Raw genomic sequence first — 26,702 nt, 5'->3', positions numbered from 1 at the left:
GCGGCGGGGTGAAGGGCGACGGCGGTCAGGTGATCGTGGTCGGCGGATCCTCGGCCTACAGTGCGCCGCCCTTCCTGGCGGGGCTGGGGGCGCTGCGGGCCGGGGCGCACGGTGTCCGGGTCCTCGCCCCGGCGGGCCCGGCGGCGGGCGCGGCCGCCCTGGAGATGCACCTGCTGACGGTGCCGGGCCCGGAACTCGGCGGAGGGGACGTCCGGCTGCTGGCGGAGGTCACTGAGCGGTTGCTGGCGGGGCGGGCCCGGTCGGGGGCGCGGGGGCGGTTGGTGTGGCTGATCGGCCCCGGGCTGGGCGGCAGCCCGCAGCCGGGTCCGGTCCTGGACGCGCTCGCCGCGGCGCGGGCCGCGGCGGGCCCGGTCGGAGTGGTCGTCGACGGTCATCTCGGCGGCGGCCCGGACGGGATCGCCCGGATCACCGGACTGGCTCCCGACGTGGTGCTGCTGAACCGGACCGAAGCGGCCGGACTCACCCAGAACGCTGCCGGCCGCGAGGGCCGTGTGCCGGTCGCCGCGCTGGCCGGGCTCGCCCGCCGTACCGGCGCGGTGATGACCGCGAAAGGCCCCCACGACCTGGTGATCGGCCCCGACCGGGTGTTGCTCCGGGTGCGGGCCGGGCACCCGTCCATGGCCAAGAGCTCCAGCGGCGACGTCGTCGCCGGAGTGACGGCGGGCCTGCTCGCCCAGAATCTTCCGCCCGCCGAAGCCGCCGCGCTCGCCTGCCACCTGGTCGGCACCGCCGGGGCCCGTCTCGCCGCCCGCGCCGGTCCGGGCTGGCTGCCCGGCGAACTGATCACCGCCCTCACCGGCCCCGTACGCGACCTCCACACCTCCCACGCCCTGACCCGACTCCTCACCTTTCCTATGTCTTTGTCCTTCTTCGAGCGATGGGACCGTGACCGATGACCCCTCTCCTCTCCCCCACTGGGCGGGCCGTGGACACCGCGGCGCTGTGCGCGGCCGCCCGCGAGCACCGCGAACACGGCGAACGACGAGGCACCCTTCACCCGTCGGTGTGGCAGCACCTGTCCGACAGCGCGATCACCACGGCCGCGCTGCCTGCCGTCCACGGCGGATTACAGTCGGCGGTCCCGCACATCCTGGATGCGGTGCGCCAGGTGGCGTACGCGGACCCGTCCGCCGGATGGGCCGCCGCGGTCCACGCCCCGGCCGGGGCGTTCCTGTCCCGCCTGGACGAGCCCACCGCCCGGACCGTTCTCGGCGGCGGGGTGCGGCCGGTGATCGCCGGATCGTCCCTGCCGGCCGGAACGATCCGCGAGGCCGGGGGCGTGCTGCGGTTGTCGGGCCGGTGGCCGCTGGTGACCGGCGCGGAGCACGCGTCGCTCCTCGCGCTCGCCGCCCGCACCCCGGACGGCGGGAGCCCGGTCTGGTTCCTCCTCCCCCGTCATGAGGTGACGGTCCACCAGGACTGGGACGCGCTCGGGCTGCGCGGCAGCGCCTCCTGCTCCGTCAGCTGCGACACCACGGTGCCCGCCGGGCACAGCGTCCTGCTCACCGGGCCCGCGCTCGTCGACGATCCGCTGTACCGGTTCCCGCTGTACGGCCTCATGGCCGCGACGATCGCCACGGTCGCCGAGGCCACCGGACAGCGTGCCCTGAACGCCTTCGCCCGCCTCGCCCCCGCCGTACGGCCACGGCACGCTGACGGGCCGCTCAACCGGCTCGGCGGCGCCCAGGACGCGTACGCGCAGGCCGGCGCACAGCTGGCCGCCGCGTCCGGCCTGCTGGAACGAACCACAGCGGCGGCCTGGTCCGCCGCCGTGGACGGCCCGGTCGGGGAGGAGGAGCGTGCCCGGTTACGGGCCGCCTGCTGCCACATGGCGCAGACGGCCGAGGCGGTGTGCCGGACGCTGTTCGAGGCCGCCGGATCCGCGGCCGTCCACCGCGCCAGCGAGGTGGAGGGCTGCTGGCGGGACGCCCTGGTGATCTCCCGGCACGCCCTGGTCGCCGGCCGCGGGCGGCAGCTCGCAGGCGCGTACCTGCTGTCCGGCATCGCGGCGGAAGACCTGTGACGGCCTCCCGGCTGCTGGAGCGGTTCCTCGCCCAGGACCCGCACCGGATCGCGGCCACCGCGCCCGACGGAACCCTCTGGTCGTTCGCCGGTCTCCTGGCCCGGGCCGGAAACCTCACCCACCTCCTTCACCGGGCGGGCGGGTGCGAGGGGCGGACCGTCCTGCTGCGCACCGCGGGCGGGCCGCTGTTCGCGGCCTGCGACCTCGCCGTCCTGTTCGCCGGAGCCGTGCCCGCCGTCGTCCCCGAACATCTGACCACCGGCCAGGCCCGCGCGGTGCTCCGGTCCCTCCGCCCGTCCGCGGTCCTCGACACCCTCCCCGGACACGACGACCAGGTGGTCGAAGCCGCCCGCACCGCCGGGATACCCGTCCACCCGGTCACCGCCGAGGACCTCGACGCGCAGCTGCCGCCAAGGGCGGGTTCGCTGCGGAAGCAGGCCCGGCGCTGGGCAGGCGCCCGCAGCAGTACGGCCGTCGCCGTGGTGTTCACCTCCGGCACCACCGGCACGCCCCGCGGGGTCGTGGTGACCGACCGGGCGCTCACCGACGGCATCACCGCCTGGATGCGGCACTGGCCCAGCGCGGCGCGCCGGCCGGAGCGGACCGTGGCGTATCTGCCGGTCTCCCACATCGCCCAGCGCATCATGGGCCACAGCCTGATGTGCCTGTACGGCACCACCGTCCACACCACCGGCCCCGACGATCTCACCGGCGCGATCGTCCGGCACCGGCCCGACGTCCTCCTCGGAGTCCCCCACACCCTCACCCGCCTCGCCCACGCCCTGACCGCCGAAGAGGAAGCGGGCGGTGCGGAGTTGCGGACGGCGGTGAGCGGGATCACCCTCGCGGTCAACGGCGCCGCCGCCCTCGCCCCCGCCACCGCCCGCACCCTGACGGCGGCCGGACTGCGGGTGGCCGGGGCGTACGGGGCGACCGAGACCACCGTGCCCGTCTACCACCAACCCGACACCACGGCCCCGCACCTCGGTATCCCGGTCACGGCCGCCCACCGTGTCGGCGACGGCGGGGAACTGCTGATCCGCAGCCCGCACCTCGCCCCCGGGTACGTCACCCGCTGGCCCCGTACCCGCCCGGTCACCACCGGCGGCTGGTGGCACACCGGCGACCGCGCCACCGAAACGCGGGACGGGCAGATCATGCTCGCGGGCCGGCTGTCCGCCGCGTTCAAGACCGCCCGCGGCCGACTGGTCAGCCCCGAACCCATCGAAGCGTTCCTGACCGCCCGCCCGGGAGTCGACCACGCCTGCGTCACCGGCCACCGGCTGCCCCACACCGTCGCCCTCGTCTCCGCACCGGGCACCGCCCACTGGCCGCCCGACAGGGTCCGCGACCTGGAGCGGGACCTCCTCGCGGCCGTCGCCCGCGCGCAGAAATCCGGGGCGCTGCCGTGGGCCGATCTGCACACCCTCCGCGCCCTGCCCGACCCGTGGGCCGGCACCGGCCTGCTCACCGCCACCGCCAAACCACGCCGCGACAAGATCACCGACCGCTACGCCCACCTCCTCCCCCACCCCACCGCTGCCGTGACACCTGAGGAGCGCCATGCCCGCGCCTGACACGACCACCGAGCCTGCAGTCCTGATGATCGACATGGGCGGGGTGTTCTTCTCCTACTCCTTCATCCGCGCCCTGGAGCACTGGGCCCGCCTGGCGGGCGACGACCCGCAGCGGCTGCTGGACGCGTGGGAGATCGACGACCCGTTCGACGCCTTCGAACGCGGCGAGATCACCCCGCCCGCCTACCTCGCCCACCTGCGCCACCGCCTCGGCCTCACCCTGACGGACCGGGACATGACGGACGGCTGGAACGCGATCTACCAGGGCGTCGACACCCGCCTCACCGCCCTGCTCAGCTCCTCCCTGGTGCGCGACAGCTTCCGTGCGGTCGTCGGCGTCTCCAACACCAACGCGCTGCACGCCCCGTTCTGGCGCGACCTGTACCGCGAGGACCTCACCGTCCTGGACACGGTGGTCTGCTCCCACGAGATCGGGACCACGAAGCCCCGCGCGGCGTTCTTCGACCACGTCGCCCACCTCCACCACATCCCGCGCACCTCCCTGGTCCTCGCCGACGACATCGCCTCCGTCACCGCCGACGCCGGACGGCTGGGAATCACCTCCCACCACTACACCGGCGCCGACCAGCTCGCCGCCTTCCTGACCACCCTCTGAACCCTGATCGGGGCTTTCTCGGATGGATCCTGTTCTGATCACCGGCGCGGCCGGCTTCATCGGCTCCGCCCTCACCCACCACCTGCGCACCGCCGGCATCAAGGTCACCGCGGTCGACGACCTGTCCGTCCCCTCGCTGTGCCCGCCCCCCGGCGGGCTCCAGGAGCGTGATGTCCGCACCCTTCAGGCCGCCGACCTCGACCCGTTCGGCACCGTCGTCCACCTCGCCGCGCACAAGTCCGTCCCCGGCTCGTTCCTGCCGGGCGCCTTCGAGCACAACACCGCCGTCGACCGGCACATGATCGACGTCTTCCGCGCCTCGGGCGCGCGGCGTCTGCTGCTGGCGTCCTCCTGCGAGGTCTACGGCCCGCGCTCCGGGGCGCTCACCGAGCGCACCGCCTGCTCCCCCCGTTCCCCCTACGCGGTGGGCAAGCGGACCACCGAACACCTCGCCGCCGTATGCCGGCCGCTGCTGCCCGCGGGCCGGCAGATCGGCATCGTCCGCTTCTTCAACACCTTCGGCCCCGCCGAGGGCGCGGACGCGGTGGTGCCCGCGTTCCTCGACGCCGCGACCGCCGGCAGCCCCCTGGCCGTTGAGGGCGACGGGCTCCAGGCCCGCGACTTCACCCACATCGACGACGCCCTGACCATGCTCACCCGCATCCTGGACCGCGACCGGCTCCTGCCCGTCGTCAACGCGGGCTCCGGCCGCGCCACCTCGATCCGGGACCTCGCCGACGCGATCCTCACGATCACCGGCAGCACAGCCGGCATCCGGCACACCGCGGGCCGGCCCAACGAAATCCCCTCATTTGTCGCCGACATGACCCGCTTCACCCGCGTCTACGGGCCCCTGCCGCACCGGCCCCTGGCCGACACGCTTGCCGACACCCACCGCCTGCGCCGCGCCCTCACCGTCCCCGCGGGCGCCCGGTGAACCGGCCCACCCCACCCCAGGGCGCCGCCTTCCCGGGCGAGGGGGCGGTGGGGCTTGCGCTGGGGACGTTCGAGTTCGGATCCGCCCTGTCCGCCCGCCGCGTCTTCGAGCTGCTGGACACCTTCCACGACCTGGGCGGACGCGTCCTCGACACCGCCCCCACCTACGGCCCCACCGCGAGCGGGCCGCGGGCCGAGCAGCTGATCGGGCGGTGGCTCGCCACGACCGGCGCCCGGATGTATACCGTGACCAAGGCCGGGCTCGCCCCGGCCCGGCCCGGACAGGCAGATCTGCGGCCGGAGCAGCTGATCCGCTCCGCCGAACAGTCCGCACAGCGCCTCGGGGCGCCGCCGGCCGCTCTGGTCCTGCACCGCGACGACCCGGCCGTCCCCGTCGGGGAGGTCGCCGACGCCCTCCAGCACCTCATCGACACCGGCACCATCCAGGCGGCGGGGGCGTCGAACTGGACCACCGCCCGGCTGCACGCCTGGTGCACCCACTCGGCCGGGGCCGGCCGGACGGGGCCGCGGATCACCCAGCCGCTGTGGAGCCTCGCCCGCCGCACCGCGCCGTGTCCGGAGCCCTGGCTCACCGAAGCCGACCCCGAACACCTCGCGTTCGCCGAGCAGTACGGGCTGACCGTCATGCCCTACCGGACGCTGGCCGCCGGATATCTCGCCGACCGGCACAGCGGACGCCACCACGCCCACCACACCACCACCTACGACACCCTGGGCAACGCCGGGCGCCGCGTCCGGCTCCGCGCCGCCGCCCGGCGGCTCGGCATCAGCGGTACCGCTCTCGCGCTCGCCTACCTGCGCTCCGCCACCCGGGCCCACGTCGTTCCCGTCATCGGGCCCACCAGCATCCGCCAGCTCACCAGCGTCATGACCGACACCGGGCGGGCCGGGCGGCTGTCCCCGGACCTGTGCGCCCACCTGGCCGGGAACGAAGCGTGACCCGGACCGGCCGCCGGAGCGGGGGCGGGTCAGTCGAGGAGGCGGGCGAAGCGGTGCGGCACGATCCCGGTCGAGTTCCCGGCATAGGGGAAGAGCCAGGTCGCGCGGCGGCAGAAGTCCCTCCAGTCGTGGCCCAGTTCGTCCAGCTCGCCCTGAACGGACAGCGGCTCGCCGAACGCGAACACCGCCGCAATCCCCGCGGCCGGTTCGACGACCACCTCGCCGCCCCCTGCGGGCAGATGACGGACCCGCCACCGCCGACCGCCCGAGGTGACCGTCCAGCTTCCCCGGTCGCCGTCGACGGCCAGTCCTTTGTAGGCCAGGTGCTCAAGCCACCCGGCGAGGAGCGTTCCGACCGCCTGAGCGCGCTCCGGGGCGGTCAGTGCGCGCGGCCGCAGGGTGCGCTTGACCTTCGCGGGGACTCCGGCCGCCAGCACCCCGGGCGGGAGGGAGGAGGTCACCGTCGCCGTCGCCGCCACGACGGTTCCCGCGCCCACCCGCACGCCGGGCAGCAGCACCGACCGGAAGCCCAGCCACACCCCGTCCTCGACCACCACGCCCTCGAAGGCCGCGGTGTGCCCGTCGCGTACGGAGTGTCCCGCGTGGTAGCCGTGGGTCCAGATCGCCACGTCGGCGCTGATCCCCACGTCCGACCCGATCGTGATGGGCTCGGTCGCGTTGAAGACGACGTCCGGGGCGATCTGGCACCGGTCCCCCACGGTGAGCGTGGACCGTTCCTCCATCGACGCCCCGGCCCCCACCCGCCACCGGTGCCCCACATAGCAGCCGGCCCCTACCGCGAGTTCGCGGCAGACCACCTCGCCCCCGGTATCCACCCGGGTCCCGGCGCCGACGGTGAACCGGTCCGCCACCAGCACCCGCGCCGAGGCGCCGATCTCCGCCCCGGGCCCCAGCCGCAGGCGGGCGGAGCGCAGATCACAGCCTTCGCCGATGCTCGCCCCGTCGTCCAGTACGAGGTCGTCCGCCACGATCACCGTGCCCGCGCCGATCCGCACCCCCGCCCCGATCCGCCGCCGCCGTACCCGGAACACCACCCCCGGGAAGTCCTCGTCCGACGTCATACTCCGGCCCTCTTCAGTCTTCCGATCACCGAACACGGCACATCACCCTTCTTTTTCAGCAGCGGGCACGATGCCCGAACCCCCTGGGAGAGCGAACTGTGGACCACACCCACCGGCCCGAGCGCGTGCTGGCCGTCGCGGCGCACGCCGACGACGAGATCCTCGGCGCGGGCGGCACCCTCGCCGTCCACACCCTGGCCGGCGACCCGCTGATGATCCTGATCCTGAGCCACTCGGCCACCAGCCGCCCCACAGGCGACGAGCAGGTCCGGGCGCACCGCGCTGGCAGCGCCCGCAAGGTCGCCGGCCTCTACGGGGCCGAACTGCGCCTGACGGACTTCCCCGACAACGCCTTCGACACCGTCCCGCGCCTGGCCATCACCCGCACCGTTGAGGACGCCGTCCGCGCCTGGTCGCCGACCGTCGTCTACACCCACAGCACCGCCGACCTCAGCCACGACCACCGCCTCACCGCCGAAGCGGTGGCCGCCGCCACCCGGCCCCAGCCCGGCAGCACCGTGCGGACCGTCCTCGCCTTCGAGGTCCGCTCGGCCACCGAATGGGGATGCGGACGCGCCTTCTCTCCCACCTGGTTCCAGACGCTGACGCCCGAAGCCGTAGAGCTGAAACGCCGGGCCCTGGCGGTGTACGGCTCCGAGATGCGGCCCTGGCCCCACACCCGCTCCACCCGCGCCCTCGACGCCCAGACGGCGGTGCGGGGCGCGCAGGTTGGGGTGCCCGAGGCGGAGGCGTTCGAGCTCATCCGCCACCGTCAGCCGCCGCGGCCCCCGGTGGTGTGAACCACGCCCGCTCCCGGCCGGACAGGGCCAGGGCGATCCGCTCCCGGACGCTGTCGCGCACCGGCGGCAGTCCGTCGGGGTCGAACCAGCCGACCTCGACGGACTCGTCGTCGTTGACCCGGGCCGCCTGCCCGGCGCCGTCCGGCCGGCACGCGAACACCAGCTCCAGATACTGGGCGCGGTCCCCGTTGGGGTGCCGCACCTGCGGGGAGACGGTGACCCCGGCCAGCCGCTCCACCACGACCCGGACCCCGGTCTCCTCGAACACCTCGCGGACGACAGCGTCGGCGGGCTCCTCCCCGGGGTCGAGGATGCCGCTCAGCAGGGACCACTCGCTCGTGTCCGAACGCCGGTGCAGCAGCACCCGGCCCTCTCCGTCACGGACCACGGCGTTCACCCCGGGAAGCCACAGCAGATGGTCACTGCCCACCCGCTCACGCAGCCGGATGACGAAGTCGGGTGTCATGAGAGCCCCCTGGGAGTGCGCCGACCGGCCCTGGCGGCGCCGCGGGCCGTCCCCAGCACACCGCAGAATCCGCCGGCCCCGCGACCCGGCAGACCGTGAAGAACGCGAGCTTCGAGGAGGCCGTGTGAAAAGCCGTGAAAACCCGCCCCCGCCCGTCAACCGGCCTAGCCTCGCCACCGTGACGACGACTCCCCGAGTCCCCCGGTCGCACCCGCCGACCGCCACCACACCCGCCCCGCGCCACAACCAGTTCCTGGCCGCCGCCCTCGACCAGGCCGGCTGGACACCCCGCGACCTGATCCGCGCCCTCAACCCCCGACTCGACGCCGCCGGTGAAACCCGGCTCCACCCCACCGCCGCCTACAGCTGGCTCCGCGGATCCACCCCCCGCTCACCCGTCGTACGGCGCCTGACCACCACCGTCCTCACCGAAGCCACCGGCACCCCGTGCACCACCGCCCTGTGGGGCCCCGACCACAAGCCCGTCACCGAACCCACCGCCACCGACCACCTCCTCGGATCCCGGACCCTGCCCGCCGTCCTCGACACCACCGCCGCCTGGGTCACCAGCCCCGACCAGCACATCACCGCCCACCCCGCCCCGCCCGACCGCCTCACCACCGCCGTCTGGGACGCCACCCACCACGACACCATCCCGCCCCCGCCCCGCCCGAGCGGACCGGACCGCGTACCACCCCCCTTAGCCGACGTCCTTGAGGACCAGCTCCGCTCCCTGCGCCGGCTCGACGACCGCACCGGCGGCGGCCCCCTGTCCCAGCGCCACGTCCGCCTCGCCCTCGGCGAAGTGATCCACCTGCTGCGCACCTGCCGCTACGACGCCCACACCGGCACCCGGCTCCTGCGCACCGCCGCCGGACACGCCCAGCTCGCCGGCTGGATGGCCTTCGACGCCGACCTCACCGCCGCCGCCCAGCGCTACCAGCTCCTCGCCATCCGCCTCGCCCGCGCCGCCGGCGACCACGACACCGTCGCCAACGTCCTCGGCATGCTCTCCTACCAGCACGCCGCCCACGCCCAGCCCGACACCGCGCTGCGCTTCGCCGCCGCAGCCGTCGAGCACACCGCCCGCGGCCTGCCCCTCGTCCGCGCCCGCGCCCTGGGACGCCTGGCCACCGCCCACGCCAGCGCCGGAGACATCGACAGCTTCCGCCGGGCCACCGACCAGTGCCACACCCTCCTCCAGCGCCGAAGCCCCGCAGACCCCCCGTCCCTCTACTACTTCACCGCCGAGCAGGTCGCCGCCGAGTCCGGCCAGGCCCTCGTCGACCTCGCCGCCGCCCACCCCGGCCGCGCACGGCGCCTGCTGGCCGAAGCCACCGAACTCCTCTCCCCCCTCGCCCACCAGACCTCCGCCTACCGGCGCTCCGCTCTTCTCCACTCCATCCACCTCGCCCGGGCCCGCCTCCTCAGCAAAGACCCCCACGCCACCGCACAGTCCCTCACCGCCGTCGCCGACCGGCTCCCCCACGTCCAGTCGGTCCGCTGCCGGCTCCTGCTCACCCAGCTCGGCCGGCACGCCCGGCGGCACCTGCGCTCAGCCGACCGCGCCACTGCGATCCAGGCCCTGGAACGGGCAGTATCAACCCCATGACCGACCCCCACCCCCACCTCTCGGTCGTCCCCTACGACCACCCCGACGCGCACCGGCTCATGCGGCAGCTCCACGCCGAACAGATATCCCTCTACGGCTACGCCGACGACCCCTCCGACACCCCGGCCGCAGAATTCGCACCACCCCGGGGGCTCTTCCTCCTCGCCCGCATCCACCCCGCGACGGAGCCCGTCGCCTGCGGCGGATGGCACCTGATCGACAGCCGTACAGCCGAGATCAAACGCATGTACGTACAACCGGAGGCCCGGGGACTCTCCCTCGGACAACACCTCCTCACCCGACTCGAACACGACGCCCGGCACAGCGGCACCACCCGCATCCTGCTGGAAACCGGCGTCAGCAACACCGCCGCCCTCGCGCTCTACCACTCCGCCGGCTACAGCCCCGTCCCCTCCTACCGCAAGGGCCGCAACCCCTCGGTCAACCGAGCGCTTCACAAACTGCTGTGACCTTCACACGGCCCGCCAGTGCCGTCACCGCATCACAGGACCTACCCGGCCCTAGAGTCATCCCCATGACCTGGAACCATCTGGCATTCGACCTCGGAGCCCAAAAGCTGGGCCAGGCAGCCGAGTTCGCTTGCGGACCCGGTGGCCTCATCTACGAGGCGGCCCGTCTGGACGTGCAGGAGACCCTGGACCGTCTCACCGGCGAGGACAGCGGCTTCCGCGGCGCCAACCGGGCCTGGCGAAAAGGCCCGGAAAAGGACTTCGTCATGAGCCACGGCCGCTACGTGTGGTGCCTGTACGAGGAGAAGCCCGGCGAGCCCACCGGGGACACGGCCCGGCGCCTCGCCGAAAAGCTGATCATCCGCCAGCGGCAGCGCGCCGAGTAGCCATCGGCCCAGGGGCACCCGCCCAGGCCCGGGCCGATCCCGGCAGAACCCCGGACGGGACGAGGTGAGACACCCGCCGCGTGCGATGAACCACAGTGACGGCGGACGGAGTCGGTCGAGGTCACCGGAGTTCAGAGACGGACCGGATGTATTCGTCCGGCGGCTCGAAACCCCAGGCGGCCCGGCGTGCTCCGACGCCTGGGGGGTCCAGCATCGGAAACGGCACCAGGCTGCCGTCGTCCTGCCCGGCGAGCTGGGTTCCGAAGACCTGGGGTTCGCCTCGGTGGACACGGACCCGGTCTTCCAGCAGCGCGCCGTGCCGGACATCGGCGTCCCCCGCCGTCACCGCCCGCGCGAGCAGATCGAGGCACTCGGCCTGGAACTCGGGGGACCGGTCGGCGTGCTGGGCAAGCAGCCATACAGCACCCGAGGCCTCCTCGCCGACGAGAGCGCGGCCGGGCCAGCCGTGCTCGGCGATCACACCCCGCAGCCAGGCGGTGTTCGCCTCGTCCACGGCCCGCCACCGCTCGTAGAACCCCTTGGTCCGCTCGGCCTCCGGGGTGAGCCGGACCGCCTGGTCCTGCGCCTGACGCTCCAGGAGCTCCCGGCGCAGGGAGTCGTTCCCGGGGGGTGGTTCCGCCGGTCTCACCGCGTGCGGCACGACGCAGATCATGAAGAATCCCAGGGCCGGCCAGATCCGGGCCGCGCGCCGCAGTTCCACCAGGGCGAGCATCCGCAGCCGCTGCCCGTCCACAGTCCGGTCCGGCTTGGACCACAGGGCACCGCACTCGTGCAATCGCGGGGTCCCGCTCTCCCCCACCAGCACGACGACCGGCACCCCGCCCGGGCCCTGGAGATGCTCCATGCGGTCCAGGTCCACCTTCAGGCTCACCCGCACCCCCGGAGCCAGCGGCGCGGCGCCGTCGGCCCACTCGCGCAGCTGCGGCAGAAAGTGCTCGCGGCCCGCGGCGAACCAGCCCTGCCCCCGAGCCCCTCGGCCGCCGGGGTCCGGGGGTAGACGTCGGCGAGCGCGTCGAGGAACGCCCCGACGAGGTAGCGGGGTTCAGTGAGAAGGAACGGAGGGACGCCGGTCACGGAGGCGGCGTACGCCTCGGCCGGAAGCGCGGCAGCCATCCGGTCGAGGATCTCCTCGTCCGCAGTGTCGAGAGGGCCGACCCGCCACGCGTCGACACTGCGCGGGCTCAGGGTCGGAACCAGTCGGCCGCGCGAGAGGAGCTGCAGACCCAACAGCGCCCCAGGCAACCGCGGACGGGTGCCCGGCGCCGGTCGTCCGCGCACGGGCCAGGAGAGGAACCGCGTCCATCACCGGCACCCGCACACAGGGAACGGTCTCGGCCCGCAGCCCCGCCGGGCCGTTGCGGACCACCGTGATCCTGCCCTCGGCAGCCGAAGCAGGGAAGTCAGGGAACTCCGCGTCCCCGGGAACCGGGCCTGCGGTCCAGAAGGCGACATGGCCCGTCCGGGACGGGTCCCCGGGCACGAACAGGGCGGCGTGCTCCAGCGCTCCGCCCACCCGATGGTCCCCAAATCCAGTCGCCAACAACGTAGTTGCCGCAGTGTCGCACACCGGGACTCTCCCGAAGGGGCCCGGCGGCTGCACCTCTCACCCGAACGGGTGAATCTCTCACCTGCTCGGGCATTTGCTGCGCTGAAGGGAGCGGCAGGCTGACGCGGCGCCCGTCTGCCGGCGGATTCCGGAGCGCCGGGCTTCTCCGGGGCAGAGGGTCGGATCGCCACCGTGGCCGGACCGCGCTCCGGTCGCGGCTACGCCGGGATCATCACCAGGGCCGTGACGTCGTCCAGGTCGCGCTGCCCGCGGCGCTCGGCGGCCGCGACGATCGCCTCGGCCAGGGCTTGGGGATCAGGCTCCGGGCGGGCGTGGTGCTCACGCGCCAGCTCTTCGAGGACAGCGTGGTCGACCTGATCGGCGACGCCGTCGCTCCCCAGGATCAGGGTGTGCCCGACGGGCACCTCGGCCATGGCGATGTAGTAGGGGGTCAGGCGCCGCATCGTCTGGAGGACCCAGTTCGCGTGCCGGACCGGCCGGCCGTCGTCGTCGGCCTCCTCGTTGTACCGGAGGAACTCCCCGACCGTCTCCGGAGTGGTCATCAACCGCAGGCGCACCCCGTCCCAGCTGTAGGCCACGCAGTCGCCCAGCCAGGTGATCTGCATGTACTCCTCTCCCGTCACGGCGAGGACAGCGACGCCGTTCGGCACTGGTTCAGGGCCGCGGCCGACGTCCCGGACCAGTGTGGCGGCGGCGAGGAGCCCCGCGTGCTGACCGTCCTGCGCGCCCACGATGGCCGCGGTGGTCGCGCACCGCTCAGCCCATACGGGGGCGAGGCGTGAATGTCCGATCATGTCAACCACGGCAGCGGCCGTCCGACCGGTCTCCGAGACGAAGTAAGCCGCCGCGTCGGCCAGATTCGTGCCGTCTCCCTGGCGAGACGCGGTTCCCATCTGAAAGCTCTTCATGAACATCGACCGTAGAGCCTGCGGGGAAGACCGCCGTAACGTACGGCTAACGGAAGCACCTTGTCAGCGGCGGTCAGTTGTGCTCACGTGCTGGCCCCGGGCCCGGTGCCGGCGCGGCGGGGCCGCCGGATCACCCACCCTGGCGAGCTGCTCAGGTCGCGCCTCTTCCTTCAGGGGAAGGGAAGGGTGGCGGGTGACGTTCGCCGGGCGCTGGGCCATCCATCCGGAAAGCCGGTGCGGCGGGCTTTCGGTACGAACGTGGGCGAAGCCTTCGCCAAGGTAGTAGGTCTGGAGGCGTCTGTTCGCGCGGTCGCAGTCGAGCCGCACCCAGTCACGGCCTTGGCGTCGGGCGGTCAAGGCGGCCCAGTCGATGATGCGTGCGCCGAGCCGGTCGCTGCCGGGCCTGCGGGTGCTGATGAGTTTGGCCACGTAGACGGCGTCGTCGAGGCCATCGGCCGTGGTCCAGAAGTCGGTGTCGGGCCGGGCGAGGGTCACCGTGCCCACGACGGTTCGGTCGTCGTCCTCGGCGACGTAGGTGCGGCCGGCGGCGATATCCACCATCCATTTGTCCAGGGCCCGGTCGCGGAAGCCGGGGCTGCGCCACTGGTCGATGTCGTTCGCCGCGAGCCAGTCCTCGGCTTCCAGCCTCAGCTTCATGAGCGCGTCGGCGTCGGCTTCCGCAGCGCGGCGGATCAGGTGCGGCACGTCTCATTCCTCGTAGTCGTCGTAGATCAGGATGTTGCGGTCACCGGGGGCGATGGTGACCATGCAGCGGACGGGCGTACCGGAGGCCCCGAACCCCACGATGACGTACCGGATGACCGGGTTCGTGGCGTCCGGGTCGAGTTCGAGCCGCTGCGTTTCCTGGTCGGTGGGCAGCCAGGCGCGCTGCATGTGACGGCGGCGGACCTGGGGGTGGCCGATGTTCTTGAGGATGCCGCCGGCCATGGTGACGTCGCGTTCTTCCATGAGTGGGCTGTTCATGGCGATCTCCATGGGGAACCAGGAGTCGGCCAGTTGGAAGGGGACTCCGTCGACGCGGCGGAGCCGGCGCCGGGCGACGGCGAAGGTTCCGGGTTCGAGTTCGAGCCATGTGGCGATGTCGTCCGGGGCCCGTTCGACGGTGACGACGGGGGTGTCCTGGCTCGGGACGCGGCCGAGTTCCTCGATGGACGCCTTCCAGTCGTCCACCCCGCGGGCGGGGTCGTCACGCCGCGAGCCGCGTTCGAAGGCGTGGATGGGCCATTCGATGGGGTCGATGACCCGGATGAACACCCCTTTGCCCTGCTGTGAGGTGACCACTCCCCAACTCTTCAGCTTCATGACGGCCTGGCGCAGTGTCTCGGCGGAGGTGTTGTACTCCGCGACGAGTTGACGCGTGGACGGGAGCTGACCGCTCGCGGCGAATTCACCCTCCTGGATCCGGCGCCGCAGGGCCTCGGCGATCTCCTGGGCGCTCCAGCGCTGCCCTCTGGGTCGGCTTGTCATGCGGGTCAGCGTATCCGTCCTACCTAGTGAAGCAAGCGAATGCGCTCTTCCAGACGGTTCAGCACCGATGTGCTCGATGACCGCCCGCGCCTCGCGCGATCAGTTTCTTCTCAACTTCCCAGGTCAGAAAGTGCTGTTGACGGCGCCCCTCGGTCCGGACTACGGTCACATCCAACTTCACTTGTGAAGCTAGTGATGCTAGTGAAGTTGACTCGGCTGTTCATCCTCGCGAGATCCGGGCACTTCGGGTGCCCGGGCGAGGGTGCACATCAGGTCAGATGTGTGCGAATAGCGCCTTTCGGCGGCGTCCCTTGAGAACTGCACAGCGGCACTGAGCGTCCGGCGCGGCGCGGCGGCATCACCGCCGTCGGCGTCCGTCCGGGCGCTTCGATCCAGGCAACCACGGTCCGGCGTACGAAAGTTGTGCGCCGCGGCCTTGGCCGCCTGGCCAGCACAACGGCCCTGGCCGGAGGTCTCTCCGGTCCAGGGCCGCTCCGGCCCGCTGCCAGGAGTCGCCACTCCGTCGCGCGGGCTGATCCGAACACCTCACACGCGAGGAGTCCGCACTGTGTCTCACCGTAGTCAGCACGCCACCCGCGCCCCGGCGCGGGCCGGACGTTCGAACAACGCCTACCGCAGGGCTATCGCCGATGCCCTCTCGCCCCGGGCCCGTGCCCGTGCGGCCGAAGCGGCCGGATTGCTTCTGACCCGGCTGACGGCCGTACCGGGGGTGCGGTGATGTCCGGGCCGGCGGAAGCACCCGCGCACGCCGGACTGCCGCAGTATGTGGCGATGGCACGCGGCCGGCTGGGGAAGCTGGGCCCGGCCGCGTCCCGTATCGAGGCCGCCGTGGCCGGCCGGGCCGCGCTGCGGCACAGCCTCGGTCTCGACCTTCGGCGCCTGTCCCCGGACGATCTGGTCCTGGAGCTCATGGAACTGCGCGGCACCCTGGCGCTGCTGCTGAGCCTGTCGATCCCCGCCGCGATCCCCCAGTCCGGCGCGCTGGACGACGAGGACCTCGTCGCCCACGTCTTCGATCTGGTCAGCGACGCGGCACCGCTGCACGCCGAGGTGAGCCTGCGCATCAGCAGGTCGCTCCCGGATCCGCTGCAGGCCGCGCTCCTGAAGGGCATCAACGCCCCCCGGGCCCATGCGGCAGGCGAGTTCGTCGAGGCACGCGGCCACTGCGGTACCTCCACCGTGCAGATCACCACCCTGGCCGTCCCGGAGATCCCCCGGTGACCCGGCACGACCAGAAGGAACCGGACCGGCCCGAACGGCCGGGGTTCCGCGAGAACCGGGTGCTGTCCGAGCCGGCCACCGTTCAGGGGTGCCAGGAGGACTTTGCAGCGGGCGCCGCCGACCGGGACACCGTGTTCAAGCAGTGGCGCCGGGCGGCCGGCGTCTGTTGACCGGCAATCGCAGCAACCGGCCCGGCGGACGCCGGGCCGGTCAGCCCGGCGGCGCAGCAACTGCCGCCCGTACGCTCCGGCCCCGCCGCGCGGGGCTCTCTGCCCGCCCGTCCATCTGAGGCCGCGCTTCTCCGGCGTCCGGCTCCGCACAGGAAAGCAGCACGGTGACCACCAGCCCCACCACGCCCACGACCACACGCCCGGACGCCGCATCCGGTGCCGGACGGCCGGCACTGACCCGGCCGCAGCGCGTGATCACCGGGATCGTGATCGGCGGCACCGTCGTCATCGCGGGTATCGGGTTCGCCGGCTCGTACGCCGCCGTCCGCGACCTGGCCGCCGCCAAGGGCTTCGGAGGCTTCGCCCACGTCTTTCCGCTCGGCATCGACGCGGGCATCGTCGTCCTGCTCGCGCTCGATCTGCTGCTGACCTGGCTGCGGATGCCATTCCCGCTGCTGCGGCACACCGCCTGGCTGCTCACCGGCGCGACCATCGCGTTCAACGCGGCGGCCGCCTGGCCCGACCCGCTGGGGGTCGCGATGCACGGGGTGATCCCCCTGCTGTTCGTCGTGACGGTCGAAGCCGCCCGGCACGCGGTGGGGCGCCTGGCGGCGATCACGGCCGACCGGCACATCGAACCGGTCCGCCTGATCCGCTGGATCCTCTCCCCCGTCCCCACGTTCAAGCTGTGGCGGCGGATGAAGCTGTGGGAGCTGCGCGCGTACGACACGGTCATCGCCCTGGAGCGGGACCGGCTGGTCTACCAGGCCCGGCTGCGCGCCAAGTACGGCCGCGGCTGGAGGCGCAAGGCACCCGCCGAGGAGCTCATGCCGCTGCGGCTCGCCCGCTACGGCATCCCTCTCGACCGCGGTGACGCGGCGCCGGAGCCCGGAGCCGTGCAGGCGCTGGAATCCCACCTCGGTGACGCACTCGCCCTCGTCGCCCCCTCCCCGGGCAGATACGTTCCCGCGCCGGTGCCCGTGAACGGCACCGGCGTGAAAGCCACAGCCGCCGCGGTGCCCGTGAACGAGGGGGACCGTGAAACGCCGCGCGGGGACGGCGTCGTGAATCCCGAAAGCGTGAAGCAGCCGCTTCACGCTCCGGCGGCCGGCCCGCAGACCGCCGTGAAACACCGCACCACGCGGAGTTCACAGGGATCCGTGAACAGCCCGTCCGCCGTGAACCGTCTCCCTTCCGCCCCGCCCGCCCGCACCGTGAACCACACACCCCCCAAGGGCATGAGCAGCGTGAACGCGCAGGTCACCCATAGCGTGAAAGCGTTCACGCGGATCGTGAAAGGAGCGTCGTTCACGCGTGAAGGCGTGAACGTGAACCCGCCCGGCTGGGGCGTGAACCACCGGGTGGCGATGACCGTGAACCGGCCGTCCGGGCGTGAAACGCAGACCGTGAACACGCGCACCGTGAATCCGGTGCGAACCGTGTCCGTGAAAGATCGCGGTGACCGTGAAGCGCCTCGCGTGAACGACGCCCCGGGCGTGAAAGCGCGCCCGGGGAGTTCACGCCGCTCCCGTCGGGCGCACGCCACAGCGCGGGGGAAGCCGGGATCGGTTCACGCCACCGTCGCCTCGCCGGGCCCGCAGCGGGAGAGGGCCAGGGCCGCGGCTCAGTGGCGCCTGGCCAAGAAGGCGGAACCAGGCCTGACCCAGAGCTCCTTCGCGCGGAGCATCGGCCGGTCCCCGGCCTGGCTGACCAAAGCGCTCAAAGAGGCGGCTGGCACCGCCGACGCCGCGCCCAGTGACTGATCCGGACCGCGGGCGTCCGCACCCAGTGCGGGCCCTGGCCTGCGACGACCACGACGAGCAGTTCATCCGCATGCTGATCCACCTCGCCCTCGAAGGCGAGCAGATCACCGGCGCCTTCGAGGAAGGAGGGACCGTGACCAGCGCAGACGACGATCCGTACCATGTGCCGCTGCCCGCCGAGGTGCCGATGCCGAGGCCCGAGCCCCCCGGGGCTCTCCCGGCGGAGGTCCCGCCGACCAGTGCGAGCACACCGGCTGAAGCGGATGCCTCAGCCTCTGCGGATGAGACTGTCGACGACCCTGTCGACGGTGTAGATGCGCAGGTCAGCGCCCCGGAAGTGGTCAAGGCTCCTGCCCAGGGGAGCGGAGCGGAGCCCGCCGCACCGCCCCCGCCGACCGCCCCGCCGACGAGTACGGACTGGTGGCGCACCGCCCCGAGGGGGGCACGCACCGAGCCTCGCACCGCAGGCGCGGTCCGTGACGCCAGGCCCGGCTGGTGGGACCGCCTCTACCGGGACCAGAACGCGGACCTGGACACCCACACCGGCCATATCCTCACCGTCCCCGCGGACGGCGGGCCGGTCCTCATCCAGGTCCAGAAGAGCGACAGCTCCGATGGTCCAGGTCCCGGCGACGAGCACGACGACGCAGCCGCAACCCGTCCGCAGTCCGTCGGCGAGCCAAGGCCGCAGCCCACACTGCGTGCCCGTCCCGAGCCCGTGCTGCGGTGGCGGCCGAGCCGGTTCTGGCGCGTTCTCACCTTCAACGGCACAGCCGCGGCCGCCGGCAGCGTCATCGGCCTCAACACGTACCTGTCCCAGTTCCCGCCCGCCGCCACCGCCGCGGCGAGCGGGCTGATCGGCGCGGGTCTGGCGCTCGCCGGCGGGTTCACCGCGTGGAAGGTCGCGGGCAGTGAACTCCTCGCGCCGTACGTCCCGTTCGGCCGGTGGGGCCGGCTCGGCACGGTGTTCTTCACGGCCGAACTCGGCCGCCGCCTCGGTGAGGAGTTCCTGCCGTACACGTCCGGCGCGATCGCCCGCCACACCGGCCTCACCCAGGCCGACGTCTCGCTGCTCATCGTCGGGCTCACGCTGTGCGGCGCTTCGGGCTGGCTGGTGTGGCGCACCCGCGAGGGCGGTCTCCTCAAGCGCTGGCTGGCCCGTGTCCCCCTCGCCACCTCTCTCCTCGTCTGCGCGCTCTACACCAACGGCCCCGTCATATGAAAGGCACCACCCAGTGACCCCCATGAACACCGTCCTCAGCGCCCCCGCCCTCGGGAGCGGTCTGACACAGGGCCTGGGCGCTGTCGGTCTCTCGTCCCTCGCCGTCGCCGGATTCATCGTCCTGGTCATCGCCATCCGCAACCGCTCGAAGTACACCAAGCCGGTCTTCACCGACCGGCGGCACCTTGCCGCGCTCGCGGCCGTGACGGGAATCCTCTTCATCCTCGCCGGGGGAACCTGGCGGATGATCGCGGAGGGGGCGCACGGCCTGGCGGCCTCGGCGCTCACCGACCCGAACATCGTCGGCGGGATGACGCCGGCGGGGATCGCGCTCGTCCTGACGATCATGGCGTTCCTGCCCGAATGGGAGAAGCGGGTGCCCCCGGCGTTCTTCGGTATGGGGGCCGGTGTCGCGTGGGGCGTCGCGGGCGCGTTCTGGGGAATCCTCTTCCAGGTCATCGGCTCGGTGCTGGAGAAGCTCGCGTGAAAGCCCTTCTCCGGCAGCTCGGTATCCCCTTCTCCGGCAGCGGGCAGGCGCTGCGGCTGCTGCTGACCGGGTCGCGGTTGATCGTCTCGGTTCTCCTGCGCCGGCTGGCGCGGGTCGTCACGCTCGGCTGGCGGGCGGCTATGGGCCTCGGCGCCCCGCCGCCCGCCCAGGAGAAGGGCACCGGTCCGGCCGACGCGGGCTCCGCCGCCGGGGAGGGCGTCCCCGGCACTGCGGCAGGCAGGAGGGTAGCCGCCGGGGACGCGGTCGAGAGGGTCGGCCTGGGCTGCATGATCGTCACCGTCGCTCTCGTCGTCCTGGCGGGTCTCCTCTGGCTGTTCTGGTGGCTCGCCTGGCCCCGTATCGCGCCGATCGCACCAGTGGGCGGGATCGTCCTCGCCGCGGTGTGGATCGCCGTGGCGTGGATGGTCGCTCCCCCGGTCCCGGAGGCCGCCACCCAAAACGATCATGAAATGTCTGCGGGGGAGCAGGGGCCGGAATCCGCGGAGCAGCGGTTCGCCCGCCAGCTCGTCCTGTTCGTGGTGGCCGCTGTCCGGGACGCCGAACCCGATTACAAGGGCGTGCACATCGCCGAACTCCTGGAGCGGCTGCAGGCCGAGGCCCACGGCTTCGGACCCTGGGACCAGACCCGGTTGAGGGAGTGGTGCATCGCCGCCGGAATACCCGTGAGCAGGACCCTGCGCGCCAAGGGGAAAGGCCCCACATGGGGAGTTCGGGCCGGTGAGCTGCGGGAGGCGTTCGGGACCTCCCTCGACGAGGCTCTGGAGGCCCTCGCCGAGCCCCTCGGCCCTGCCCCGGCCGGGCCCCCCGTTCCCGGCCCCGGCGGGGCCGTCCCCAGCAGCGACAACACCCTCTCCCCGGCGCCCCCCGCACAGGCCCTCGTGGAGGGCGCCGGGGACGCCCCCGCCCGGGCGCCTCTCCACACGGTCACGGCCTCCTCCCCCGAGACCGCCGCCTGACCCTTCCCCGTAAGGCCGCAGATACCGTCGACACCCCTGTCTACCTGCGCATCTACCGTCTATCTGTCCGCCGTCTACGCCCGTTCGACACGCTCGTCTCCACGCCGTCGACACCACGGCAGCCCACTGGGGGAGCGGTTTTCAGGAACGGCGGGAAACGCCCTGTCCCGCACCTGGGCGCGCGGCTCGCCTCTACCATCCGAGGAACTCACGATCGGACCCGGAGGCGGCCGTGCCGTACACGTACAACTGCCGGCGGTGCGCCACGTCGTCGAGGCCCTACACGTTCCGCTTCGGGGCGCACAGGCACGGTGCGCGTCACCGCCGTCGGCGGCACGACGGCGACTACCCCGCCGGCGAGAGCGTCCAGCGCATCGCGCTGGATGCCGCAATGGTGCGCGCCACGTCGTGGCGGCCCTCGACGGGTGACGTCATTGCGGCGACTGCTGTCGCTCTTCTCGTCCTGTGGAGCCTCTCGCGCGCGTTGGCGGGCTGACGCGGACACCGTGGTGTCCCCGCGTCAGCCCGCCAACGCGCTGCGGTCGGGAGGTGGTGGTTACGGGGCGGGTGGTGGGCCCGGCTGCGGTGGCTCCGAGAGAGCACGGAGCGCCGAGCCCCGCCTGTGGGCGGAATCCGGCGCTCGTGAGCGCGCGTTCGCCACGCCTCAGATGTCGTCGCCGACCGTGATCTCGTTCCAGCGCTCCTCGGACACGGGCAGCCAGCGGGAGCGGTCGCCCTTGGTGATCAGGACCTCCCAGACCTCCGGGTGCTTGCGCTCACCGGTCTTCACCCGCCCGAGGTACTCGCGGTCGCAGACCCGGCGGCTGCCCCCGCGACCGCCCGATCCGCCGTTGGCCGTGCCCGGGTCGACCTCGTTGCGTGAACTCTTCTTGCTCTTCCCTCCCTTGTTGCTGGAGGACCGCCCGCCGGTGCCGCCGGAGCTCTTGCCCTGCAGCTGCTCGCCCGCGCTGAGGGTCAGCATGTTCGTCGTGTCGTTGCGGCAGTTGGTTTCGCGGTACTGCTTCTTGTAGACCGGGGTGGTGTAGGCGGGGTCGTGGTTCTTCTCCTTCACGGTGCCGTGCTCCAGCGGCTTCGTCTCGCTGGACGTGCAGGACGACAGCAGCAGAGCGGCGGTGACAGCGGTCGCGGTCATCGTGAGGCGGCGGACGGTGCGGGTCATTGCGGGGTGGTCTCGCTTTCGTGTGCTGGACGGGTCTGGCTGAGCGGGGCGGCGGTTTCGACTGTCCGTGGGACGGGCTGTGGACAGTGACCCGCCGCCCTGCGGGAGGTCAGTTGCTGCCGGGCTCCGCGAACGTCCCGGCCCGGGGCCTGAGGGAGTGCCAGACGGTGAGGTCCGCCGCCCGGCCGTCGAGGCGGTGGAAGACTCCGGCGCGGATCGTCGCGTCCTCGATGCGGGTAACGGCCCGGGCGAAAGCCCGGCGGTCACCGCTCAGGTGGGCGTGCGCGGCGAAAGCCCGGTCGATGGCGCGGTACACGGTGCTGGCCTGGTCTTCCAGCTGGGTAATGACGCCGCGCACCCAGGCGTCGAGTTCGTCGGGGACGTCCTGAAGCATGGCGTCCAGCGGCCCGGGGCCCTCGCGGTCCCACCGTGCCTCGGAGACGTCGCAGGAGAACGCCTTGGCGACCTTCTTCGACGGCAGGTGCGCGAACTTCTGAAGGCCGTAGTCCTTCCACACGCGCTGCGGGCCGAGGCAGCTGAGCCTCTTGTGCAGCCGGACGTAGTCGGTGAGCTTGGCCTTCGTGCGGACGCCGGAGGCGAAGCGCAGGATGTAGCCCTCGGACTGGACGCCGGAGACCGTGGTGCCGTCGGGCAGTTCGTCAGCCTCGGCGTGCTTGAGGAGGTCGGCCAGCGGCATCGCGGGCCAGGTGCGCACCACGCTGCCGATGCCGTTCCAGTGAGCGGCGACGCGGTGGAGTTCGAGGTCGGTGCCGTCACGGTCGTAGGCACCGAGCAGGATCATGTCCCGGCGGTCGCCGTAGTGGACGACGATCCGATTGCCCGGATACACCAGCTCGACCAGGTAGCTGGTGCCGGGTACCAGGGTGCTGGTGTCGTGGGTGTCGATCCACCGCTGTGCCCAGATGGCCTGCTCGGACGTGAAAGAGCCCTGGGACGCCGCGCGCCACTTCCCGGCGTAGTGGAAGACGAGGCCGAGCGAGCCGTCGACCTTGTCGTAGATGCGGAAGGGCTCGTCCGGCAGCGGCGGGGCGTAGGGGCGGCCCAGCCCGTGCTCGTCGGCGTTGAAGAACTTCTCGAACGGCCAGCCGCAGACCTCGCCGGTGATGTCGTCCACGATCAGGCCACGGCAGCGGAGAGTGACGGGCGTCCAAGCGCCCGTGTACTGGCAGGTCCGCGTGTAGGTGTAGATCGTGAGCGGCAGTTCGGGGTGCGGGGTGGCGGTGACGTGCCCGTCGGCGAGAGCGCGGGCGAGGTCGTCGGGCGCGAAGAGCGTGTTCAGGCTCGGCACGGAATCCTTTGGTCGGCACGGGGAAAGCACGGCCACCGGCGCGGGTGCCGGGGCGGTGAGAACGGTGGGGCCGGATCGGCGGCCCGGGCGGACGTTCTGCGGGTCGCCCGGGGCCGCGGTCTGTCGCGGCTGGGCCGTCGGTGAGGGCGTCACCCTCACCCGTTGACACCACTAATGTTACCTGAAATGGTGGTGTGAATCAATCTAAAGACACCACACTGGCGTGCTCGGCCCCTGACGGCCTGCGAGCCGCCGACAGCCCGACCTTCTGGAGGCCCTTTGCCGCGCCCGCTCGGACGTCACCAGCTGACAGCCCTCGACGCCCTGGCCCGCCTCAACGGCGGCGTCTGGCACCCCGATTGCAGCTGGCACCTGCGCTCCGCCAGGTACACGGCCCGCGTACTCGACACCCTGGTGCGGCGCGGTCTCGTGACACGGACGAGCGCGACGTCCCGCTACGTGATCACCGAGCGCGGCTTCAACACCCTGGGATGGGTCACCTGCTCCGGATGCTCCCGCCTGTACCGCATCGCGGCCACCGGCCCGGCAGCGCCCGCCGAGCGGCACGCGCGGTGCTCATGGTGCCGCCCCCGGGGCGCCGGTTCCGTTGCCGCCCCCTCGCGCCCCCGCCGGGCGCAGACGGCGCCGGCCCCATGACCGGCACCCCGCCACCCGAAGGCGGCCCGTGCCCTGCGCGGCGGGTGATGTGGTCGGTGTCGGTCTTCCGCCGGTCCGGCGGCGCCGAGGTCCACGAGTACACGAGCCACCGCCTTGAGTGCCCCGACCTGACCCGGGAGCACATGAACCTGGCCCGGGAGCGGCCGTGGGTGTCGCGCGTCGAGTTGACCGAGCATGTCCGCGAAGAGCGGTGCCGCATCGTCAGCGAGCGGGACCTGCCCGCCGCGGGACGGCCCGCACCTCACCTCTCCGCCGGTCCTGGCTGCCGCGTGGCGGCTCACTTCTACGAGATCGACGGGCGGAGGCCGGGTGGAATGCTCGACGCCGACGAGGCCAGGTCTCATCTGGATCGGATGCGTCACACGTCCGTCGGCACAGCACTGCGCGAGGTCACGGTGGTCGAACTCTCCCGCGCAGCGACCGAAGAGGATCTCCCCTCGACGTGAGGTCTCTAATTTGACGCACATGCAGCCTTTGGATTATATTTTACTCACCATCTGGCGCTATCTCGCCTGGTAAGGACGCCATTCACCTCCCCGAACACCGGGGCCGCAGGGGCTTTCCGAGCTGACTGCCGCCCCGGCACCGCCGGCCTTCTGGAGGAGCCCTGCCCCGTTCAGTCCTCTCCGCGAGTTCGTACACGCCGTCCGCCCGCGCGGAGCGGTGGGATATCCGGCTCGCGCGCACTCTTCTGACCGAGCGCACCGGCCTGTGCAGCCCGGAACCCGAGAGCGATTCCGCGAGCGGATTCCTCCTGCGTGCCGACGGACCGCAGGTCCAGATACTGCGGGTGCACAACGGCGGGCTCACCCTGCCGAGGCGCGGCACCAACGCGCGCAGACAGTGGGACTCCGCGCTGGCGTCGGCCGAAGACGCGCTCCGAGGAAGCGAGTTCACCGAGATCCGGCGCGTCCGGCATCGGGTCTCCGCAGTCGCGGTGATGCCGGATGAGCCGCAGTGCACAGCGTGGGTGCGACGTGTCGGCCCGCTCGACGCGTTCCGCCGCGCGGTGACCTTCGACGGCTTCTCACCACAGGCCGTGGGCGGCGAGGTGGCCCTCGCCTCGCACGGGCCCTCTCCGACCTCAACCCTGATCGTCACCGACGCTGCGGTTGCAGAAGTGGGGCGCGGCTACGCGAGCCGTCATGACGCGATCGAGGCATTGGCCCACCACTACGGCCTGCCCATGCCTGTCGCCGTCGTCGACGGGGGGCGGCGCCCGTGATCTTCTCACCGGGCATGCCCCTTTCACAGCCCGGCGGCGGAGTTCCGCTCACTTTGGCGCAGCGCGCGGGCCTGCACGCCGCCGCGGTCCACTCCGAGGGGCACCTCCCCCCGTCCGTGCCCGCGCCCGACGTGCGGGCGCTGGTCGGGCTGGGGCTCATCCGCTCACTGTCCGGCGCGGTTCCCGCCGGCCCCGGCCCGCTGACCCGCGCCGCTCGTCACCGCATCACCGGCGTCGGCCTCCGCCGGGCCCGCCAGGAGCAGTTGCCGCAGGTCCTGGTGGTTCCCTGCTCCCGAAGAAAGGCCGATGCAGCCGTCGCACCGGCCGGTGAGATGTACGTGGGCCCGTACCATGTCGCGGCCCGTCGGGCCGCAGACGCGGTGGCCGCGGACGGCGCGTCCCTCCTGCTGATCCTCTCGGCGAAGTTCGGGCTGCTCCGTGAGGACGACCGGGTCCTGCACTACGACCTGCGCGCCGGGCAGGACGGCACCGTGTCACCGAGAGTGCTGGCAGTCCAGGCTCATCTCCTCGGGGTGAGTGCCGCGCACGTGACGGTTTTCGCCGGCAAGGCGTACGCGGACCTGGCGCGCACCGTTTGGCCGGGGCTTGAACACCCACTCGCAGGCCGGGGGATCGGTGAGCACCTGGCCTTCTTCGCCAACCTGTACCGGCCCGCCCGCCCACACCCCGCGGCAGGACTCCGTCCACAGGCCGCCTCGCGCACCGTTCAGTAACCATCCGGCCGTTCCGGCCCCGTACAAGGAGCAGTACACATGTTCAAGAATCCTTTCGCCCGCTCGGACTCCCGCCCTGAGCCCGCCGCGCAGTCCCCGGCCCCGGCTCGTGCCTCGGTTGCCGATCTGACCAAGAAGGCCGCGTACAGCCTGCGGAAGTCGGGCCATTCCGGGCAGCGGGCTGCGGTGTACCTGGTACTGGACCGCTCGGGCTCCATGCGCCGGTACTACAGCGACGGCACCGTCCAGTACCTCGCCGAAAGGGCCCTCGGCCTGGCTCAGGGGCTCGACGACGACGGCTCGGTGCCCGTGACGTTCTTCTCCACCGGAGTGGACGGCTCCGTCACCGTCCGGGTCGACGACTACGCGGGCCGGATCGAGCGGGCGCACAACACGCTCGGGCGCATGGGCCGCACCAACTACGGCACGGCTCTGTCCACGGTCATCGAAGACCACCAGGGCTCCGGATCCCCGGCGCCCGCGCTGATCGTCTTCCAGACCGACGGCAACCCGGACGACCGCGCCAAGGTCGTCGCGCTCCTGGAGGAGATCGCCGGGCGGGACGAGCCCGTGTTCGTGGCCTTCGTCGCCTTCGGCAAGGAGGTGGACTTCCTGCACACCCTTGTGCTGAAGGCGGACAACGTCTCGCTCTTCCAGGCCGACGACCCCGAGCACATCGCGGACGAGGAGCTCTACGACGGCATCACCGGGAAGTTCATCCCCTGGCTCCTGGCCCGCCAGCAGCGCCTGACCTGAGCGTGTCCGGGCCCGCTCGCGGTGAC

General features: G+C 72.6%; 30 protein-coding genes. 21 read left to right on the top strand and 9 right to left on the bottom strand.

Features of this window, described 5'->3' with window-relative positions:
- Nucleotides 1-8: 8 nt before the first annotated feature.
- Genes AAFN69_RS23590 through AAFN69_RS23565 form a run of 6 tightly spaced genes read left to right on the top strand, consistent with a single transcriptional unit; the run spans nucleotide 9 to nucleotide 6,133 of the window.
- Nucleotides 9-917 carry an NAD(P)H-hydrate dehydratase gene (locus AAFN69_RS23590; protein ID WP_347730692.1) on the top strand — a complete coding sequence of 303 codons (909 nt, stop codon included), beginning with the start codon at nucleotides 9-11 and terminating at the stop codon, nucleotides 915-917.
- On the top strand, nucleotides 914-2,044 hold the full coding sequence (locus AAFN69_RS23585; protein ID WP_347730691.1) for a hypothetical protein: 1,131 nt from the start codon (nucleotides 914-916) through the stop codon (nucleotides 2,042-2,044). The genes AAFN69_RS23590 and AAFN69_RS23585 overlap by 4 nt, the downstream gene beginning before the upstream one ends.
- A complete protein-coding gene (locus tag AAFN69_RS23580; RefSeq protein WP_347730690.1) occupies nucleotides 2,041-3,621 on the top strand; it encodes a class I adenylate-forming enzyme family protein in 1,581 nt (526 codons plus the stop codon). The genes AAFN69_RS23585 and AAFN69_RS23580 overlap by 4 nt, the downstream gene beginning before the upstream one ends.
- Complete coding sequence (locus tag AAFN69_RS23575; protein ID WP_347730689.1) at nucleotides 3,608-4,237, top strand: hypothetical protein; 630 nt, start codon at nucleotides 3,608-3,610, stop codon at nucleotides 4,235-4,237. The genes AAFN69_RS23580 and AAFN69_RS23575 overlap by 14 nt, the downstream gene beginning before the upstream one ends.
- A 22-nt stretch (nucleotides 4,238-4,259) precedes the next feature.
- Complete coding sequence (locus AAFN69_RS23570) at nucleotides 4,260-5,174, top strand: NAD-dependent epimerase/dehydratase family protein (RefSeq protein ID WP_347730688.1); 915 nt, start codon at nucleotides 4,260-4,262, stop codon at nucleotides 5,172-5,174.
- A 47-nt stretch (nucleotides 5,175-5,221) separates the two neighbouring features.
- The gene (locus AAFN69_RS23565; protein ID WP_347730687.1) at nucleotides 5,222-6,133 is read left to right on the top strand and encodes an aldo/keto reductase; all 912 of its coding nucleotides are present in this window, start codon (nucleotides 5,222-5,224) and stop codon (nucleotides 6,131-6,133) included.
- A 29-nt stretch (nucleotides 6,134-6,162) separates the two neighbouring features.
- On the opposite strand, the gene AAFN69_RS23560 is transcribed toward AAFN69_RS23565, so the two are convergent.
- Nucleotides 6,163-7,215: a hypothetical protein gene (locus AAFN69_RS23560; protein WP_347730686.1), complete on the bottom strand. Its 1,053-nt coding sequence runs from the start codon at nucleotides 7,213-7,215 to the stop codon at nucleotides 6,163-6,165.
- Nucleotides 7,216-7,313: 98 nt separating this feature from the next.
- On the opposite strand from AAFN69_RS23560, the gene AAFN69_RS23555 reads away from it, so the two are divergent.
- Complete coding sequence (locus AAFN69_RS23555; RefSeq protein ID WP_347730685.1) at nucleotides 7,314-8,015, top strand: PIG-L deacetylase family protein; 702 nt, start codon at nucleotides 7,314-7,316, stop codon at nucleotides 8,013-8,015.
- On the opposite strand, the gene AAFN69_RS23550 is transcribed toward AAFN69_RS23555, so the two are convergent.
- The gene (locus tag AAFN69_RS23550; protein ID WP_347730684.1) at nucleotides 7,975-8,481 is read right to left on the bottom strand and encodes an NUDIX domain-containing protein; all 507 of its coding nucleotides are present in this window, start codon (nucleotides 8,479-8,481) and stop codon (nucleotides 7,975-7,977) included. The genes AAFN69_RS23555 and AAFN69_RS23550 overlap by 41 nt on opposite strands.
- A 178-nt stretch (nucleotides 8,482-8,659) precedes the next feature.
- Here AAFN69_RS23550 and AAFN69_RS23545 point away from each other — a divergent pair, with 178 nt between their 5' ends.
- The 3 genes from AAFN69_RS23545 to AAFN69_RS23535 all read left to right on the top strand — a co-directional run bounded on the left by AAFN69_RS23545 (nucleotide 8,660) and on the right by AAFN69_RS23535 (nucleotide 10,949).
- A complete protein-coding gene (locus AAFN69_RS23545) occupies nucleotides 8,660-10,093 on the top strand; it encodes a hypothetical protein (RefSeq protein WP_347730683.1) in 1,434 nt (477 codons plus the stop codon).
- Nucleotides 10,090-10,563, top strand: a complete 474-nt coding sequence (locus AAFN69_RS23540; RefSeq protein ID WP_347730682.1) for a GNAT family N-acetyltransferase — start codon at nucleotides 10,090-10,092, stop codon at nucleotides 10,561-10,563. Before AAFN69_RS23545 ends, AAFN69_RS23540 begins: the two co-directional genes overlap by 4 nt.
- 65 nt (nucleotides 10,564-10,628) lie before the next feature.
- Nucleotides 10,629-10,949, top strand: coding sequence for a hypothetical protein (locus tag AAFN69_RS23535; protein WP_347730681.1), 321 nt, complete (start codon nucleotides 10,629-10,631; stop codon nucleotides 10,947-10,949).
- Between the two features lie 121 nt (nucleotides 10,950-11,070).
- Here the strand turns inward: AAFN69_RS23535 and AAFN69_RS23530 are convergent, their stop codons facing one another.
- The 5 genes from AAFN69_RS23530 to AAFN69_RS23510 form a co-directional block, all read right to left on the bottom strand.
- Nucleotides 11,071-11,841 carry a DUF6624 domain-containing protein gene (locus tag AAFN69_RS23530; RefSeq protein ID WP_347730680.1) on the bottom strand — a complete coding sequence of 257 codons (771 nt, stop codon included), beginning with the start codon at nucleotides 11,839-11,841 and terminating at the stop codon, nucleotides 11,071-11,073.
- A complete protein-coding gene (locus AAFN69_RS23525; protein ID WP_347730679.1) occupies nucleotides 11,838-12,197 on the bottom strand; it encodes a hypothetical protein in 360 nt (119 codons plus the stop codon). The genes AAFN69_RS23530 and AAFN69_RS23525 overlap by 4 nt, the downstream gene beginning before the upstream one ends.
- A gap of 537 nt (nucleotides 12,198-12,734) precedes the next feature.
- Nucleotides 12,735-13,430: a SpoIIE family protein phosphatase gene (locus AAFN69_RS23520; protein WP_347730678.1), complete on the bottom strand. Its 696-nt coding sequence runs from the start codon at nucleotides 13,428-13,430 to the stop codon at nucleotides 12,735-12,737.
- A 78-nt stretch (nucleotides 13,431-13,508) separates the two neighbouring features.
- Nucleotides 13,509-14,150, bottom strand: coding sequence for a GNAT family N-acetyltransferase (locus tag AAFN69_RS23515; RefSeq protein ID WP_347730677.1), 642 nt, complete (start codon nucleotides 14,148-14,150; stop codon nucleotides 13,509-13,511).
- A gap of 3 nt (nucleotides 14,151-14,153) precedes the next feature.
- Entirely contained in the window at nucleotides 14,154-14,933 is a 780-nt protein-coding gene (locus tag AAFN69_RS23510; protein ID WP_347730676.1) for a GntR family transcriptional regulator, read from the bottom strand.
- 568 nt (nucleotides 14,934-15,501) lie between these two features.
- Between AAFN69_RS23510 and AAFN69_RS23505 the strand changes: the two genes are divergently transcribed.
- The 7 genes from AAFN69_RS23505 (at nucleotide 15,502) to AAFN69_RS23475 (ending at nucleotide 20,794) form a co-directional block, all read left to right on the top strand.
- Entirely contained in the window at nucleotides 15,502-15,672 is a 171-nt protein-coding gene (locus AAFN69_RS23505; RefSeq protein ID WP_347730675.1) for a hypothetical protein, read from the top strand.
- Nucleotides 15,672-16,175 carry a hypothetical protein gene (locus tag AAFN69_RS23500; RefSeq protein ID WP_347730674.1) on the top strand — a complete coding sequence of 168 codons (504 nt, stop codon included), beginning with the start codon at nucleotides 15,672-15,674 and terminating at the stop codon, nucleotides 16,173-16,175. Before AAFN69_RS23505 ends, AAFN69_RS23500 begins: the two co-directional genes overlap by 1 nt.
- Nucleotides 16,172-16,345, top strand: coding sequence for a hypothetical protein (locus AAFN69_RS23495; RefSeq protein WP_347730673.1), 174 nt, complete (start codon nucleotides 16,172-16,174; stop codon nucleotides 16,343-16,345). The genes AAFN69_RS23500 and AAFN69_RS23495 overlap by 4 nt, the downstream gene beginning before the upstream one ends.
- A gap of 233 nt (nucleotides 16,346-16,578) precedes the next feature.
- On the top strand, nucleotides 16,579-18,108 hold the full coding sequence (locus AAFN69_RS23490; RefSeq protein ID WP_347730862.1) for a DUF2637 domain-containing protein: 1,530 nt from the start codon (nucleotides 16,579-16,581) through the stop codon (nucleotides 18,106-18,108).
- A complete protein-coding gene (locus AAFN69_RS23485; protein WP_347730672.1) occupies nucleotides 18,101-19,330 on the top strand; it encodes a hypothetical protein in 1,230 nt (409 codons plus the stop codon). The genes AAFN69_RS23490 and AAFN69_RS23485 overlap by 8 nt, the downstream gene beginning before the upstream one ends.
- Before the next feature lie 22 nt (nucleotides 19,331-19,352).
- On the top strand, nucleotides 19,353-19,817 hold the full coding sequence (locus AAFN69_RS23480; protein WP_347730671.1) for a hypothetical protein: 465 nt from the start codon (nucleotides 19,353-19,355) through the stop codon (nucleotides 19,815-19,817).
- Nucleotides 19,814-20,794 carry a hypothetical protein gene (locus tag AAFN69_RS23475; protein ID WP_347730670.1) on the top strand — a complete coding sequence of 327 codons (981 nt, stop codon included), beginning with the start codon at nucleotides 19,814-19,816 and terminating at the stop codon, nucleotides 20,792-20,794. The genes AAFN69_RS23480 and AAFN69_RS23475 overlap by 4 nt, the downstream gene beginning before the upstream one ends.
- Nucleotides 20,795-21,458: 664 nt before the next feature.
- Here AAFN69_RS23475 and AAFN69_RS23470 read toward each other — a convergent pair.
- Together AAFN69_RS23470 and AAFN69_RS23465 are read right to left on the bottom strand one after the other, a co-directional pair.
- Complete coding sequence (locus tag AAFN69_RS23470) at nucleotides 21,459-21,974, bottom strand: hypothetical protein (RefSeq protein WP_347730669.1); 516 nt, start codon at nucleotides 21,972-21,974, stop codon at nucleotides 21,459-21,461.
- A gap of 109 nt (nucleotides 21,975-22,083) precedes the next feature.
- A complete protein-coding gene (locus AAFN69_RS23465; protein WP_347730668.1) occupies nucleotides 22,084-23,283 on the bottom strand; it encodes an RNA ligase in 1,200 nt (399 codons plus the stop codon).
- A 653-nt stretch (nucleotides 23,284-23,936) separates the two neighbouring features.
- On the opposite strand from AAFN69_RS23465, the gene AAFN69_RS23460 reads away from it, so the two are divergent.
- The 4 genes from AAFN69_RS23460 to AAFN69_RS23445 all read left to right on the top strand — a co-directional run bounded on the left by AAFN69_RS23460 (nucleotide 23,937) and on the right by AAFN69_RS23445 (nucleotide 26,676).
- Nucleotides 23,937-24,407 carry a hypothetical protein gene (locus tag AAFN69_RS23460; protein WP_347730667.1) on the top strand — a complete coding sequence of 157 codons (471 nt, stop codon included), beginning with the start codon at nucleotides 23,937-23,939 and terminating at the stop codon, nucleotides 24,405-24,407.
- A 344-nt stretch (nucleotides 24,408-24,751) separates the two neighbouring features.
- A complete protein-coding gene (locus tag AAFN69_RS23455; protein ID WP_347730666.1) occupies nucleotides 24,752-25,186 on the top strand; it encodes a hypothetical protein in 435 nt (144 codons plus the stop codon).
- A gap of 53 nt (nucleotides 25,187-25,239) precedes the next feature.
- Nucleotides 25,240-25,920 carry a DUF6884 domain-containing protein gene (locus AAFN69_RS23450; RefSeq protein ID WP_347730665.1) on the top strand — a complete coding sequence of 227 codons (681 nt, stop codon included), beginning with the start codon at nucleotides 25,240-25,242 and terminating at the stop codon, nucleotides 25,918-25,920.
- A gap of 39 nt (nucleotides 25,921-25,959) precedes the next feature.
- Nucleotides 25,960-26,676, top strand: a complete 717-nt coding sequence (locus AAFN69_RS23445) for a VWA domain-containing protein (protein ID WP_347730664.1) — start codon at nucleotides 25,960-25,962, stop codon at nucleotides 26,674-26,676.
- The last annotated feature ends 26 nt before the right edge of the window (nucleotides 26,677-26,702 follow it).

It is taken from the genome of Streptomyces sp. CAU 1734, from assembly GCF_039888735.1.
Classification (GTDB): Bacteria; Actinomycetota; Actinomycetes; order Streptomycetales; family Streptomycetaceae; genus Streptomyces.
Note: the sequence above shows the minus strand (reverse complement) of the source record. Positions and strands in the feature narration are given on the sequence as shown.

Excerpts from the sequence above, each read along its gene's own strand:
- AAFN69_RS23575 (WP_347730689.1), top strand. The coding sequence starts at position 3,608 with ATGCCCGCGCCTGACACGACCACCGAGCCTGCAGTCCTGATGATCGAC.
- AAFN69_RS23585 (WP_347730691.1), top strand. The coding sequence starts at position 914 with ATGACCCCTCTCCTCTCCCCCACTGGGCGGGCCGTGGACACCGCGGCG.
- AAFN69_RS23500 (WP_347730674.1), top strand. The coding sequence starts at position 15,672 with ATGTCCGGGCCGGCGGAAGCACCCGCGCACGCCGGACTGCCGCAGTAT.
- AAFN69_RS23520 (WP_347730678.1), bottom strand. The coding sequence starts at position 13,430 with ATGGGAACCGCGTCTCGCCAGGGAGACGGCACGAATCTGGCCGACGCG.
- AAFN69_RS23480 (WP_347730671.1), top strand. The coding sequence starts at position 19,353 with ATGAACACCGTCCTCAGCGCCCCCGCCCTCGGGAGCGGTCTGACACAG.
- AAFN69_RS23570 (WP_347730688.1), top strand. The coding sequence starts at position 4,260 with ATGGATCCTGTTCTGATCACCGGCGCGGCCGGCTTCATCGGCTCCGCC.
- AAFN69_RS23550 (WP_347730684.1), bottom strand. The coding sequence starts at position 8,481 with ATGACACCCGACTTCGTCATCCGGCTGCGTGAGCGGGTGGGCAGTGAC.
- AAFN69_RS23510 (WP_347730676.1), bottom strand. The coding sequence starts at position 14,933 with ATGACAAGCCGACCCAGAGGGCAGCGCTGGAGCGCCCAGGAGATCGCC.
- AAFN69_RS23445 (WP_347730664.1), top strand. The coding sequence starts at position 25,960 with ATGTTCAAGAATCCTTTCGCCCGCTCGGACTCCCGCCCTGAGCCCGCC.
- AAFN69_RS23460 (WP_347730667.1), top strand. The coding sequence starts at position 23,937 with ATGACCGGCACCCCGCCACCCGAAGGCGGCCCGTGCCCTGCGCGGCGG.
- AAFN69_RS23560 (WP_347730686.1), bottom strand. The coding sequence starts at position 7,215 with ATGACGTCGGACGAGGACTTCCCGGGGGTGGTGTTCCGGGTACGGCGG.
- AAFN69_RS23470 (WP_347730669.1), bottom strand. The coding sequence starts at position 21,974 with ATGACCCGCACCGTCCGCCGCCTCACGATGACCGCGACCGCTGTCACC.
- AAFN69_RS23540 (WP_347730682.1), top strand. The coding sequence starts at position 10,090 with ATGACCGACCCCCACCCCCACCTCTCGGTCGTCCCCTACGACCACCCC.
- AAFN69_RS23535 (WP_347730681.1), top strand. The coding sequence starts at position 10,629 with ATGACCTGGAACCATCTGGCATTCGACCTCGGAGCCCAAAAGCTGGGC.